Below are 14814 nucleotides of genomic sequence, written 5' to 3'. Positions count from 1 at the left end.
ATGATTTTATAATTTAATTAGTAAACTTCCCCAGGTAAGTCCTGCACCATATCCTGTTAACATGCACAAAGACTCTCCTGATAATGGTATAACGCCCGTTTTAACTGCATCATCCAATAACAATGGAATAGATGCAGCAGATGTGTTACCAAATCTATCAACATTTGATAGAAATTTATCACTTGATATGTTTGTTTTTTTTGCCAATGCCTCTAAAATACGAAAATTTGCTTGATGTGCCAACACATAGTCGATGTCTTCAGTAGCGATAGAATGACTTAGTAAGAGTTCCAGCATATTTTTGGATACATCTCTCATAGCAAAATCAAAAATTTGTTTGCCATTCATTACTAGAAAAGGATGGGTATCACCTATTTGCCTAAATCGATTATCTCTAGCAATCACATGACCAAACAATGCTTGATGTCTTTTACCATCAGAATGAATAGATTCTGCAAGAAAAGATTGTTGTGAAGATGTTTTCTCAATCAACACACCACCAGAACCATCACCAAACAATACCGCAGTTTGTCGATCACTCCAATCTACAAGATGACTCATCACATCAGTTCCGATCACTAAAGCCGTCTGATATGATGGATGGCTCAAGTATTTTTCTGCAATAGATAATGCATAAACGAATCCAGAACACGCTGCATTCACATCAAAGCACATGGCATTTACAGCACCAACAGATTCTTGAACAACACACGCAACAGATGGTGTCGAATAGTCAGCCGACATTGTTGCCACAATGATTAAATCAATCGTTGTAACATCTATATCTTGACTTAATTTTTTAGCTACTTCCACACTAAGTGAAGCCACACTTTCTGTAACAGAAATACGTCGTTCTTTAATTCCTGTTCGTTGTGTAATCCATTCATCACTTGTTTCTAAAAACTGAGCTAAATCATGGTTTGTTACTCTTTTTTTAGGTAGTGCCTTAGCAGTTTTTGTTATCTTAGGGTATAGCATCCCTGACTCCCTCACTACTTAATAGTATTTTTTTAAAAAATGATGCAAGCTACTGAGTCCTTTGACTAAAGCTTTCTTTTCTTCTTCAGACATGTCTTCTAAAACAGCTTCTACCATTTTTTTATGGAAATGCTGATGTAATCGATAAAACAGACGTCCTCGATTGGTTAATTTCAATCTCACAATACGACGATCACTTTCACTTCTCACACGGTCAACATAACCCTTTTTCACCAAATTATTGATTGCCACAGTCAACGTCCCAACGGTTATTGACAATTCTTTTGCTACTTCACCCGTTGTTTTCTTTCCACTCATACCAATCGCTTCAATCGTGTGCATCTCTTTAATTGACAAATCAGAAAAATCACTTTTTTTAAGCTCTGTTTCTTCAATTGTCAAAATATCATTAAATACTTTAACCAACTGAGAATTGACAATCGTTATTTTCTCATCCATATACTTGCCTCTTCCTTAAATTGTTTGATAATCAAAGTATATGGGTAAAAAAAAGAAAAAGCAATGCGAAATAGTTTGATAATCAAATGATTTGATAATCAAAGTATATGGAATAGTTTTATAAAAAGCAAGCATTTTTTATTTTTTTTTTCGAATATACTCATTAAATACAGATAAATGTTGATATAACAATGATTATGGATATAAAAAAAGAGAGATTATAATCCCTCTAATCTTGATGCTCTGATTTTCTTTTGATCATCTTCACTCCAAAACTGACCATAAACAGTTTGTGTTGGAATGATATTGATAAATGATTTATCATCTGCGTTGTATACTGCCATCTCTAAATCATATAATTCATAGCGAGTAACAACCATCATAATAACAGCTACTTCTTTACGACTAAAAACACCTGTTCCTGGAAGCAATGTCATCCCACGAACAATCGATTGTTGAACTGAAGAAATCACTTCTTCTGGTTTGTTTGTCATAATAAATGCCGTCACTTTTTGATGACTTGTATGAATCTTATCCACTACTTGTGTCGTACAGAAAATAGAAATGATCGTATACAAAGCCGACTCCCAACTAAATAAGAAGCCCGCTGCACTAATGATGAATAAATTAATAATAAACATTAGTGACCCCACAGTTCTACCAGTTGTTTTTGATAGAACAAGTGAGACTATATCCATACCACCAGTACTAAATCCATATTTCATGGTTAATCCAATCGCTAACCCGCTCAAAACACCACCGACAATAGCATTCATTAATGGATTATCTGTCACTTCCACAACCGGAATTAAAATCGTCATGACTGATACAGCTACGACCGTTAATAAACTTAAAATTGTTGCTGAGCGTCCCAACTTAATCCAACCTAATATAGCAATCGGAATATTTAAAATAAAAATCCAAACACCTGTTCCAATATTTATATTAAATAGATTTGTTAAAACGCCTGAAATTAATTGTGAAATACCAGTAACACCAACAGAAAAAACATCTGCTGGAATTAAGAACATATTGAGTCCAACAGCAATGGCCAAACCAGCTAAAATAATGATGACACCTTTTTTAATTGCTTCATTTTTACGATATGCTTCAGTTATGTTTCCCAAACCAACTGCCTCCCTCTACTCACCTTTTATTTAATCAATGATAAACCCTTGTTTTTCAAGATCTGATTTAATTTTTAACCGCTTTTCTGGTTTGCGATTCATTGACGCAGTAATCTGATTAGTAAACGACTCAATCCGTTTATTAGCATCACGCAAATCATAATACGTTGTCACAACGTCATCATAGTCTTTTAACGCCTCAACATAATTATCAAACGTTTGGTAAGATTCTTCAAAAAACATGATATCTTGTGGTAAGCGTGGTTTAAGTTGTGGCTCTTGGTCTTTATAACCTATTGCCAATCCAAGAACAGCAAATGTTAACTCTGGTAACTCCAATAATTCTGATGTTTTGTTATTATCGTTTAAAATACTACCTAGAAATACCGTACCAAGTCCTAAACTTTCGGCGGCCAAGTTAACATTTTGTGCTGCTAAAACAGCATCTGTCATTGCTACCATGAAACGGTCCATGTTATGTAACACACTAGTTTCTTGACTATTTTCTACAGCAATTTGTCGATTTCGATATTGATCGGCAACAAAAATAAAAACATGGCTTGCCTCAGCTACGTATGGTTGGTTACAAATTTCAGCCAACTTTTGTTTTTTTTCTTGTGATGATAAACAAACAATACTATATGATTGCATAAAATTACAAGTTGCCGTATGTCTCGCAACATTAACTAATGTCTCAATGACCTCTTTAGGTAGTTGTTCATCTTTAAATTTTCTAATACTTTTATGGTTTAATTGTAACTTAATCACGTCATTCATAATAAAACCCCTTTTCTATAAAATTTCATGTAACTATTCGTAGTATAACATTGGATGGTTTAAAAATCATGATGAACGGGTTAAAATATGCAAAATAAAAGCAATAGAACTTCTTATCCTGCTTAATTCATCTGTTCATTTAATTTGTATTATAAAGATTTAGTTAAGAATCTTTCGTACGTTCGTTTTTTCATCATTCAAAACAAAAAATAAGACTGCTAAACTCTGACATATCATTGATACATCAAGGTTTAAACAGTCTTATCATTTTAAAGGAATGGAGTCGACGGGAGTCGAACCCGCGTCCAAACATATTGCCACCTAAACATCTACGCTCATAGTTATCCTATTTGAAATTCGCTCAAGTCTCTGCCGAATAACAGGCCGTAACTTTCGCTAGTCTGATAATCTCTTCTAAATTTTACAGACGGAAAAATTTAGCGTATCCCACTTAATTTGAGACCCTTACTTGAGCACATGGGCGATGCCGAGAGGAATTTAAAGTCATTTTTTTATGATAAAACCACATAAAATTGTTACTTTTATTTTTAAGAACTTGTTATTTTTATTGTTTTAGGGATTTGAACATTTGACGGACTGCCCTTGATACCAATATAACAGTAAATTTTATTTTTTCAAGAAAATTCTATCTCCTTGATTCGACAATAGTGAATTACACCATTCAATTATTGTTCTGGTTTTAATTTATAAAAGTATGATTTAGAAATTTTTCAGAAATATTCTTAGGATAATATATTGTTTGATTTCCAGAATTTTCTAATACTTCAATCTTTTCAAGTTGTTTTACTTATGAAATCATCATTTTGATTACAGTAACCAATGGTTTAAATTACTAGTTTTTCGATTCTATTTTTTATTTCATTTCTTGTTTCTCTAAACATATTCATAATCTCTTCTTCTGTTCCAGTTGCTTTCGCAGGGTCTTCTAACCCCCAATGTTGATGTTCTACTGTTTTAGGAATTACTGGACAATTATCTAACGCATCACCACATAAAGTAATCACTAAATCAGATTCATTTAAATAATCAATGTCTATAATTTCAGATTTGTTTTGACTAATATCAATACCAATTTCACTCATAATCTTCACTGCTCTTGGATTAATTCCATGTGCTTCTATACCTGCACTTTTAACTTCCCATTCATCAGACGCTAGGATTGCTTTTGCCAGTCCGTCTGCAATTTGACTACGACATGAATTACCTGTACACAAGAAATAGATTTTTTTCATTATTATATAGACTCCTTTTGATTAAAATATTTATTTTTCCATTTCAAAGCTAAGTTAACTAATGCTATTAACACTGGGACTTCTACTAAAGGCCCAATAACTGCTGCGAAAGCTTCTCCTGAATTGATACCAAACACTCCTACGGCTACAGCGATTGCTAACTCAAAGTTATTACTTGCTGCTGTAAATGAAAGTGATGTGGCTACTGGATAACTAGTTCCCATTTTCTTAGATAAGAAAAATGAAACAAAAAACATAAAAACAAAATATATAAGCAATGGTATGGCTATTCTAATAGCATCCATTGGTAATTCAATTATTTTGTCTCCTTTTACAGAGAACATTGTCACAATTGTAAATAGTAAAGCTACTAAAGTTATAGGGCTAATTTTAGGGATAAAGACTGTTTCATACCATTCTTCACCTTTTACTTTAGTGAGAACAAGGTGAGATAGGAAACCAGCAATAAAAGGAATACCTAAATAGAAGAAAACACTTTTGGCAATCTCACCCATTGTAATGTTTAACGTATGAGCTTCTAAACCTATCGCTTTAGGTAGAACTGTTAAGAAAATATAAGCAAAGATTGGATAGAAAAATATTTGAAAAATTGAGTTAAAAGCAACCAGTCCAGCAGTATATTCGTTATCACCTTGGGCCAGTTCACTCCAAACAATAACCATTGCAATACAACGAGCTAAACCGATCATAATTAAACCAGCCATATATTCAGGGTAATCTTTTAGGAACACGACTGCTAAAATAAACATTAGAACAGGACCAATCACCCAATTTTGAAATAGGGATAATAATAGCACTTTCCAGTCTTTAAACACGCGACCGATTTCTTTGTATTTCACCTTGGCTAAAGGTGGGTACATCATTAATATTAATCCGATTGCTAAAGGAATATTAGTTGTTCTATAAGACATATTATCCATTGCTTTTGGTACTCCAGGAAATAGATAACCAATTCCTATACCAACAGCCATTGCTAAGAAAATCCATAAGGTTAAATACCTATCTAATATGGACATTTTTTTTGATACACTATTCATGGTAATAATTCCTCCAATAATATTTACCAATATATAGACACTAACCTATATATTGATAAAAAAAAATTATTTTTCTGCTTCCCATTGTTTTACAACAAATTTACCATTTGATAATTCTGAGACTTTATCAATCCATTCAACCTCATTCATGGCTCTTGTCTTTAAGAGTTCATTAGTTGTGTGTGTCGCAAACATGCTTTGATTGACAATCCACCAGTTATGAGCGATTTTAGCACGATCTAAATCTTTATCTAGTCGCACGGATTCATAGACTGGAGTTGTTTCAGGTAAAGTTACCATAATAACTTCAGTTTCATCGTGATTTTGCAATCTAGGAAGTAATTTTATAATTGATTCAGGTACTTCTCCAGATGTTTTTTCAACTTCTTTTGCATAGTTTTGTGATGATTCTAATAGTAAAAGTGTGTGACCTGTTGGTGCTGTATCAATAACAACTACATCATCTTGCTCCGCATAATCTACAATTTCAGCAAATCGTCTAAAGACTGCAATTTCTTGTGTACATGGAGATTTTAAATCTTCTTCTACATAAGCCACTTCATCTTCACTTAGGTTTTGACGAGCTTTTTTCAAAACTTCATTGGTATAATCTTCGAGTTCTTTATCTTCATCAATATGACTAATCGAAATATTATTATCTTGAGTAAATAAGTGTAGATGGTCAGCAGGGTCTGTTGTCGCTAAGCGAACTTTCTTACCTCGTTGAGATAACTTGTTAGCAATCTCAATAGCAATACTTGTTTTACCAACGCCACCTTTTCCCATAGTAAAAATGATTTTTGTATTTTTCTTATCTAATTCATTAATTAAAGAAGTCATTTCAGGATAATCTTCTTTAATTACAACATTAGAAGTTCCTTTAGGTTGTTCATTATCAAGTAAAACACTTAATTTATCTAAACCAGTTACATTATACGTTCTTAATGGAATTTGATATGTTTTAAATTGTTTTAGATGGTCTGGACGTTCTTCAATATCTTGAAGTTGTTGATTATAAATAATAGTTGAGACTTCATCATCGTGTCCAGGTAAAATGCCATTAATGACAAGAATTTGATTATTAATATCAAGTTCTTGCAGCTCTTGAGAAGCTCTACTTGCTTCAATAAAGGACGCTCTTTGTGGCCTTGAAATTAAAATCAAGGTTGTTTTTGAATCATCACTTAACGTTTCAACAGCTTGTTTATAGGTTTCTTGTTGGTCACCTAAACCAGATAATTGCCCTAAACAAGACGTACCTGTTGTGTTTTCGTCTAAATAATTATCCCATGCAGCTGGTAATTGTAGCATTCTTAACGTGTGACCTGTTGGTGCTGTATCAAATAATACATAATCGAACTCAGCATTGACTGTTTTATCCGTTAATAAATTAGCAAATTCATTAAAGGCAGCAATCTCAATCGTACAAGAACCAGATAATTGTTCTTCCATATTAGCCACAGCTGAATCAGGTAAAACGCCACGATAAGGTCCTACAACTGACTCCATGTATTCGTCAGCGGCTGTTATGGGATCAAAATTTGCTACAGAAAGATTGTCTATTCCTTCTATTGATTTGTATTTATTAGATAATTCAGTATTAAAAACATCTTGTAAATTTGATGCTGGATCAGTGCTGACTAAAAGAACTTTTTTTCCTTCTTTAGCAAATTTTACAGCAGTAGCACAAGCTGTCGTTGTTTTACCAACGCCACCTTTACCAGTAAAGAACAAGTATTTAGTCAAATCAATCTCCAAAGGATTAAATAATTCAACGTCGTTTAGCATGTTCCATTACCTTCACAACAAGAACTATTTTGTGAGTTTTGAGTGACAAAGATAATTCCTGTAAATTCTTGAATTTCTTCATTTGTTGGATAACTTCCTGTTTTTACAATTTTGTCATTAACTAATGTAATAGGAAGAATGTCATTACCTTTTTCCTGTAACTCTTTTAAAACTGTTTCATTTTTAGTAAAGTCAGCAGGATTTGATGATAGATTATAGCGACTTGCTGTCACTTGGTTGATTTTATTTAGTGATTCAAAAACCCCTGTGATTCGTAGTAAATTTTCGTCTACTGATGGTCCACAGACACCTGTTGAGCAACATAAAGATTCTTCAAATAGTTCTAATTTCATGATATTAAACGCTCCTCATTAGTTTCTTTATTATGTTCTTCTTGACAGATACAATTATCTGAATTAAAAAATAATTGATTAAATTCTCTCATAAAGTTAGTGAGAGTTTCTTGATTTAAGCTATAGTAGTTCCATTTACCTCTTTTACTCACATTTACAAAACCAGCATTTTCTAAAGTTTTCATGTGATGAGATAATGTAGGTTGTGTAAAATCAAAATGTTCTAAAATATCACAGGCACACATTTCACCACAAGACAATAGGTCAATAATTTTCATTCTCTTTGAGTCAGTTATTATTTTTAATTTGGCTGAATAAGCTTCGTAATTCATTTCTTCACTTCTTTCTTTTTTTCTACTATGTATAGGACAAATATAACGATAAGAATATTGATTATCAAGCCTATAGGTAAGCTTATCTTAAGGAGATAAGCAATAACAACTGACAAAAGAACTCCAAGTACTCGAGCTGTTAATCTTTGTAAGGGTGGCACTAGGTCACTTCCTTATTACAAAGTACATATAGACGGACATCTATTTATAAAACTAATATAGACTAACATCTATACGTTGTCAACAGATATTATCTTTTTTCTCTTAATATTTATTTTGAATAAGGTTAAGTAGTTGATTCCTTTTCCGATAGAATCCCTGAAAGTACACAGTCATCATAATAATTTTTTAAGTCCTCATAACTCTATATTTTTGTTCAAAGTGAGTTTCTTCACTCGCTTCAAAAAAAAAGACCTTTTCTAAAAAAGTCCGTATTATCTCTGAAAGAATAGTCATCACTTTTTACGATAACACAGGTAGTCATAAAGTAAAAAAAAGAAGAGGTATTTTAACCTCTTTCCAGAGTGAACTGAAGGTTTGTTCTTCGGCTGAAAGCCTCTGTTACCGGACTGAGCCTGAAAGGCTCACTGAATCGGTTTCCCTTATGCACCACATTTACTCACGAATCCTAAAAGGATTACTTATTTCTTTTTATTTTTCTCTCCTGTGAACGGATCATACTCCTCAAATAATGTTAATTGATCTGCTAAATAATCTTCTTGAATTTGATTTCTTATGTATTCCTCTATTTGTTTCTTATTTCGTCCTACTGTGTCAACATAATAACCTTGACACCAACATTTTCTATTACCATATCTATATTTCAAATTAGCATGTCTATCGAAGATCATGAGGCTACTTTTTCCTTTTAAGTAGCCTATAAATCCTGAAACACTTAATTTTGGCGGAATACTCACTAACATATGAACATAATCTTTACATGCGTTAGCTTCTATTATTTCAACACCCTTTCTCTCACATAATAATCTCAGAATTTCTCCGATACTCTGTTTATATTTTCCATAAATAATTTGTCGTCTGTATTTAGGTGCGAAAACTATATGATACTTACATTTCCATGTTGTGTGTGATAAACTTTGATTATCCTTTTTTATAAGAAACCTCCTACTCCTATATGATTGATATGTTGTGGTCGGGAAACCTAATTTATCTTATCATTTTAGGAGGATTTTTTAATGCCACGCTGAAAGCTCTCTAGAACCACCCGCATAGCAGGTGGTTTTCAAAACATATAAAAAAAGATCTAGAAAACATGTTGTTTTCTAGATCCTAAATTCTAACGTTTTAACTCTTACCAACAGTAGTTGACAAAGAGCTCAAAAAAACCTGCACAAAGGCTGTTTTAACAGACTTCCAACAAGTTCTAAACAATGGAGGCGGCGGGAGTCGAACCCGCGTCCAAACATATTGCCACCTAAACATCTACGCTCATAGTTATCCTATTTGAAATTCGCTCAAGTCTCTGCCGAATAACAGGCCGTAACTTTCGCTAGTCTGATAATCTCTTCTAAATTTTACAGACGGAAAAATTTAGCGTATCCCACTTAATTTGAGACCCTTACTTGAGCACATGGGCGATGCCAAGAGGATCTTTACCCGCTGTTTTTAGGCAGCTAAGGCAAAAGTATTGTTTTCGTTTTTAGCAGTTATATTTAACTGTAACGTTTTAACGTAGACGTAACCTACGAAGCGCAATTCAAGCTCAAACTATGCCTGTCGAATCCGTAACGCCCCCTTATTTATTAACTAAGTTATTATATCATAAATTTTTATACCTTTCAATTCTTACAACATATGAAAAAACTGGTTGTCACGTCAAAAGTAACAACCAGTTAAATAATTATTTATGTTCTTTAATCCAAGGTTCTACTGCATCAAGCGCTGATTGTAACCCTTCTGGATTTTTACCACCGGCTTGAGCCATGTCAGGACGACCACCACCGCCACCACCAACAAGTGGCGCGATTGCTTTGATTAAATCACCTGATTTCAATCCTTGCTCATTCATCTCTTTTGTCATACTTACAAGTAAGTTAACTTTCTCACCTTGTACTAATCCTAAGACTAAAATATCAGATAGTGATTTTTGTTTCCATTGATCAGCTAATTGACGTAATTGATTCATGTCTTTAACCGCTACTTTAGATGCAATATAAGTCACGCCATCCACTTCTTTAATGTCCTTAAATACATCTTCTGCTTCAGCGTTAGCTAATTGTGCACTTAATTGTTCCACTTCTTTTTGTGCTTGTTTTAATTGTTCTTGTAATTGTTCCACACGTTGAACAGTATCTTTTAGTTGAGGTGCTTTAACAAATTTAGATACTTGACGGAGTAATCCTTCTTCTTCTCTAAAGGCTTCATACGCTTCTTTACTTGTCACAGCTTCGATACGTCGAACACCTGCGCCAATTCCAGACTCAGAAACAATTTTGAAAACCCCAATATCAGAAGTGTTGCTTACATGAATCCCACCACATAATTCGATAGAGTAACCATCAACATTTACCACACGAACATTTTTACCATATTTTTCACCAAACAGGGCCATTGCACCCATTTCTTTTGCTGAATCAATATCTGTTTCAACTGTGACAACTGGTAAGTGTGCCCAAATCTTTTCATTCACGATTTCTTCCATTTGTTTTAACTCGTCAGGCGTCACTTGCTCAAAATGAGTAAAGTCAAATCGTAAATAACCTGGTGCTACAAGTGACCCTGCCTGATTAGCATGCTCTCCTAATACATCTTTTAACGCGCGATGTAGTAAATGAGTCGCTGTATGATTTTTTGTGATACGTTGGCGTAACTCTTTATCAATCACTAATTGGTATGTGTCGTCTGTTTTTAATTCACCAAACACTTCTACTTGATGTAACGATTGGCCATTTGGTGCTTTTTTGACGTTGACAACATTGGCCACTAAATCACCTGTTGCATTATAAATTGTTCCTTTGTCAGCCACTTGTCCACCCATTTCGGCGTAGAATGGTGTTTGACCAAAAATTAATTGTGCATTGCCTTCAGTTGTCGCCTCTTTAATCTCATCATCTTGGATGATTACCATTAATTTAGCATCGACTGTGTCTTCTGTATATCCCACAAATTCACTCACTACTTTAATATCAGTTAATAAAGAAGATTGAACAGACATTGACTCTTCTTTCGAACGAGCCGCACGAGCACGATCTCTTTGAGCCGTCATTTCGACTTCAAATCCTTCGTGATCCACACTTAATCCTTCGTCTTGAGCCATCTCTTCGGTCAACTCAACTGGAAATCCATAAGTATCATATAATTTAAAGATATCTTTACCAGATAAAACAGTTTGATTAGCTGCTTTCATATCTTTGATTAACTCGCTGATAATGGATAAACCATCATTAATTGTTTCGTGGAATCTTTCTTCCTCTGTTTTGATGACTTTTTGAATAAAGTCTTGTTTTTCGACAATTTCTGGGTAATAGCTTTCCATAATCTGACCAACGACAGGTACTAAATCAACTAAAAAGGCTTTATCAATTCCAAGTTTTTTACCATGCATCACCGCACGACGAATTAAACGACGTAACACATAGCCACGACCTTCATTTGATGGCAACGCCCCATCGCCAATTGCAAATGACACGGCACGAATATGATCAGCAATGACTTTGAAAGACGTATCTGTTGTACTATCTTTTCCATATTCTTTGCCATCAGACATTTTTTGTGTTGCTTCAATAATTGGAATAAATAAATCTGTTTCAAAGTTTGTTGGAGCATCTTGGAAAATAGACACCATACGTTCTAATCCCATCCCCGTATCAATGTTTTTATGTGGCAATGGTAGATACTCATTGTTTTCAGTATGGTTAAATTCTGAGAATACTAAGTTCCAAATTTCTAAGTAACGTTCGTTTTCGCCACCAGGGAAGTTTTCAGGATCGTCTTCTGCGACATCATTGTATTCTTGTCCTCTATCAAAGAAAATCTCAGAGTTTGGACCACATGGACCAGCTCCAATATCCCAAAAGTTTTCTTCTAGTTTAATGATTGACTCTTTTGGTAAACCGACTTCTTCATGCCAAATTCTAAAAGCTTCTTCATCATCTGGATGAATCGTCACGTATAATTTGTCTTTATCAAGACCATACCACTCGTCACTTGTTAATAATTCCCAAGCCCAATGAATCGCATCTTTTTTAAAATAATCACCAACAGAAAAGTTTCCTAACATTTCAAACATTGTATGGTGACGTGCTGTTTTCCCAACGTTTTCAATGTCATTAGTACGAATACTCTTTTGAGCATTGGTAATTCTTGGGTTTTCAGGTACAACAGACCCATCAAAATATTTTTTTAATGTTGCCACTCCTGAATTAATCCATAATAAGGTTGGGTCGTCAATCGGGATAAGAGAGGCACTAGGTTCAATTTTATGTCCTTTTGTTTCAAAAAAATCTAAAAATAATTGTCTTACTTGACTACTTGATAATTGTTTCATTCGTATTCCTCCTAAAATAATAAAAAAGCACCCCTTGCAGCCAAGGACGTTTACCGCGGTACCACCTTGATTGCAATGATGCTCTTAACAGTCATTACCTCTTTTGTTTCTTAACGCGAAAACACGTGATAGCTTTTATCAAAGTCAAAAGGGAGCATTTTTAAATTAATTGTACTTTTTCACCATATAAGTACTCTCTGATTGTTTTGTCATTTAAAAATATATCCTTAAGTAGCAAATAAATTATAAAGAAAAAAGCTCTACCTGTCAATGCTTCTTAGCTATTTGGGAAAATACTTAGATAAAAAGTTTTTGACTGTTTTCTTATATTCTTCGGGATGTTTTTTTAAGGACTCCGCATGTTTAGCTCCTTCAAAAATAACTAATTCCTTAGGTCCCTTTGTTGCACGATAAACTTGATACACCATATCGGTAGGAACAAAATCATCTTTATCACCATGTATAAATAATAGTGGCAACTTATTTTTCTCTAATTGTTTAACAGCACTAGCTTCACCAAATGAGTAACCTGCACGTAGTTTTGTATAAGATGAAGCTAATGGAATCATTGGAAAATACGGTAAATTAAACATATCATTTAATTGAAATGCTAATTCATTTCTCACTGAATCATAGCCACAATCCTCAATAATAACTTTCACTTGTTGTGGTAAATCTTCACCACTTGTCATCATCACAGTAGCAGCACCCATGCTTAATCCGTAAAGCACAATGTTAACATCAGTGCCATACTCTTTCACCACTTCATCTATCCATCTAACATAATCTTTTCTATCTAGCCAACCAAACCCAACGTACTTACCTTCACTCTTGCCGTGTGCCCGGTTGTCAGGTACTAACACATCAAACCCTTCATCATAAAAAAGCTGTGCATATTGCCCCATATAATCACTTTTCCCCATATAGCCATGAGCTACGATAGCAACTTTTTTACTTGGGTTATCGTGCGTTACTTTTTTAGCGACTAAGTTCAAGCCATCGTCACTTTTAATCGATTCTTCGCTCAAATGATTTTGAGCAAAGTGCCAATCTTTTTCTATTTGTTCTTGTTTAACATCATTGATAAAATCTTTCTTGCCAGAAACAATGGCATAGTTAAATAAATAATTAACACCTGCACCAAGACCTATCACGATGATAATAACGCCTACAACGATTCCATAAATCAAGACTTTTTTCATACTTACCTCCAAAATAAAGATAGTAGTATGATACACTGAAACTATCTATTTGAAAAGGAGATCGTCATATGATTCAAATTGTCTTTAACAATGCACCTTGGAATAGGGCTGCATCTTTTTTTCTAAGAACACTCGTATTTGTCCAAGAACAAGGTATTTCTTTAAAAGCCGAATTTGATGCATTAGATATTGATAGGACGTTTTACATCGTCATTTATTATGATAATACGCCTGTTGCTACTGCTAGATACCAACAAGACGATGAGAAAACGCTTCGACCTGACAGATTATGCGTGCATAAAAATTGGCGAAAACAAGGGCTAGGACGACGTTTACTATTAGAATTAGAACAGATAGGGCGAAAACAACATTGCACCTTATCTCGTATACATGGTGAAAAACAAGCAGTAGGATTCTATCAAAGGTTAGGTTATAAAGTCGTTTCTGATGAATTTATAGAAGATGGCATTATTTGTGTCCTACTAGAAAAAGAACTGTATTAAAAAAGTGAGCAGATACCCACTCACTTTTTTTATTTACCTTCTTCGATTACATCATAAAGATCATCTGAAATATCATCAGTGCTTAAAACGATATCATCTTCAACAACAGGTTTTACAGCTGATTTTAATTTTTCGGAATTAGCTTGAAAATCTTGGCTAATAGTTTGAGTTTTATCTTTTAGGTTACCAAATAGTTCAGCTGAATTATCTTTTACTTGTGATAATTGCTCACCCACCCAAGGGTAATCGGCTGATTTTTCTTTCGCTAATTCACTAAATTCTGATGTTTTTTCTTGTGCTAAATCAACAAACTCACTTGCTTTACCGTCAGAAATATCATCTAATTGTTCCATTAAATCTTTTCTCAATTTTTTACCACTTGTCGGTGCAAGGAGCAATGCTGCGGCTGCAGCTGCGGCACCTCCAATTACCGCTCCTGCTAAAAAGCCACTTGATTTTTTCGACATAACTGTTCCT

General features: G+C 34.0%; 14 protein-coding genes and 2 other RNA genes. 1 reads left to right on the top strand and 15 read right to left on the bottom strand.

Annotated features, from left to right (window positions below; all coding sequences use genetic code 11):
- Positions 1 to 6 precede the first annotated feature (6 nt).
- From DW196_RS00255 to DW196_RS00190, 14 genes are all read right to left on the bottom strand, one after another.
- Positions 7 to 978: a beta-ketoacyl-ACP synthase III gene (locus DW196_RS00255; RefSeq protein WP_071457012.1), complete on the bottom strand. Its 972-nt coding sequence runs from the start codon at positions 976 to 978 to the stop codon at positions 7 to 9.
- Positions 979 to 996: 18 nt separating this feature from the next.
- Positions 997 to 1437 carry a MarR family winged helix-turn-helix transcriptional regulator gene (locus DW196_RS00250; RefSeq protein WP_071457013.1) on the bottom strand — a complete coding sequence of 147 codons (441 nt, stop codon included), beginning with the start codon at positions 1435 to 1437 and terminating at the stop codon, positions 997 to 999.
- A gap of 218 nt (positions 1438 to 1655) precedes the next feature.
- A complete protein-coding gene (locus tag DW196_RS00245) occupies positions 1656 to 2564 on the bottom strand; it encodes a YitT family protein (protein ID WP_071457014.1) in 909 nt (302 codons plus the stop codon).
- A gap of 30 nt (positions 2565 to 2594) precedes the next feature.
- Positions 2595 to 3341: an NADPH-dependent oxidoreductase gene (locus DW196_RS00240; RefSeq protein ID WP_118249514.1), complete on the bottom strand. Its 747-nt coding sequence runs from the start codon at positions 3339 to 3341 to the stop codon at positions 2595 to 2597.
- Between the two features lie 285 nt (positions 3342 to 3626).
- Positions 3627 to 3955, bottom strand: a transfer-messenger RNA (tmRNA) gene (gene ssrA / locus DW196_RS00235).
- 231 nt (positions 3956 to 4186) lie between these two features.
- A complete protein-coding gene (arsC, locus tag DW196_RS00230; protein WP_071457016.1) occupies positions 4187 to 4594 on the bottom strand; it encodes an arsenate reductase (thioredoxin) in 408 nt (135 codons plus the stop codon).
- A gap of 2 nt (positions 4595 to 4596) precedes the next feature.
- Positions 4597 to 5652 (bottom strand): ACR3 family arsenite efflux transporter, encoded by a 1056-nt coding sequence (gene arsB, locus DW196_RS00225; protein WP_118249513.1) that lies wholly within the window; start codon positions 5650 to 5652, stop codon positions 4597 to 4599.
- Positions 5653 to 5718: 66 nt separating this feature from the next.
- Positions 5719 to 7440: an arsenical pump-driving ATPase gene (arsA, locus tag DW196_RS00220; protein ID WP_118249512.1), complete on the bottom strand. Its 1722-nt coding sequence runs from the start codon at positions 7438 to 7440 to the stop codon at positions 5719 to 5721.
- Complete coding sequence (gene arsD / locus DW196_RS00215) at positions 7434 to 7793, bottom strand: arsenite efflux transporter metallochaperone ArsD (protein ID WP_118249511.1); 360 nt, start codon at positions 7791 to 7793, stop codon at positions 7434 to 7436. Before arsD ends, arsA begins: the two co-directional genes overlap by 7 nt.
- Positions 7790 to 8125, bottom strand: coding sequence for a metalloregulator ArsR/SmtB family transcription factor (locus DW196_RS00210; protein ID WP_118249510.1), 336 nt, complete (start codon positions 8123 to 8125; stop codon positions 7790 to 7792). The genes arsD and DW196_RS00210 overlap by 4 nt, the downstream gene beginning before the upstream one ends.
- A gap of 641 nt (positions 8126 to 8766) precedes the next feature.
- Positions 8767 to 9240, bottom strand: a complete 474-nt coding sequence (gene tnpA / locus DW196_RS00205) for an IS200/IS605 family transposase (RefSeq protein ID WP_118249509.1) — start codon at positions 9238 to 9240, stop codon at positions 8767 to 8769.
- Positions 9241 to 9514: 274 nt separating this feature from the next.
- Positions 9515 to 9881: a transfer-messenger RNA gene (ssrA, locus tag DW196_RS00200) on the bottom strand.
- 105 nt (positions 9882 to 9986) lie between these two features.
- Positions 9987 to 12632 carry an alanine--tRNA ligase gene (gene alaS, locus DW196_RS00195; RefSeq protein ID WP_118249508.1) on the bottom strand — a complete coding sequence of 882 codons (2646 nt, stop codon included), beginning with the start codon at positions 12630 to 12632 and terminating at the stop codon, positions 9987 to 9989.
- A gap of 281 nt (positions 12633 to 12913) precedes the next feature.
- Positions 12914 to 13834 carry an alpha/beta hydrolase gene (locus DW196_RS00190; protein ID WP_118249507.1) on the bottom strand — a complete coding sequence of 307 codons (921 nt, stop codon included), beginning with the start codon at positions 13832 to 13834 and terminating at the stop codon, positions 12914 to 12916.
- A 68-nt stretch (positions 13835 to 13902) separates the two neighbouring features.
- Here DW196_RS00190 and DW196_RS00185 point away from each other — a divergent pair, with 68 nt between their 5' ends.
- Positions 13903 to 14337 (top strand): GNAT family N-acetyltransferase, encoded by a 435-nt coding sequence (locus tag DW196_RS00185; protein ID WP_187363562.1) that lies wholly within the window; start codon positions 13903 to 13905, stop codon positions 14335 to 14337.
- 29 nt (positions 14338 to 14366) lie between these two features.
- Here DW196_RS00185 and DW196_RS00180 read toward each other — a convergent pair whose 3' ends face one another.
- Positions 14367 to 14804 carry a YtxH domain-containing protein gene (locus DW196_RS00180; RefSeq protein WP_118249506.1) on the bottom strand — a complete coding sequence of 146 codons (438 nt, stop codon included), beginning with the start codon at positions 14802 to 14804 and terminating at the stop codon, positions 14367 to 14369.
- Between the last annotated feature and the right edge of the window lie 10 nt (positions 14805 to 14814).

It is taken from the genome of Vagococcus sp. AM17-17 (assembly GCF_003471765.1).
GTDB classification, from domain to species: domain Bacteria; phylum Bacillota; class Bacilli; order Lactobacillales; family Vagococcaceae; genus Vagococcus; species Vagococcus teuberi.
This window is presented reverse-complemented; position numbering and strand designations above follow the sequence as displayed.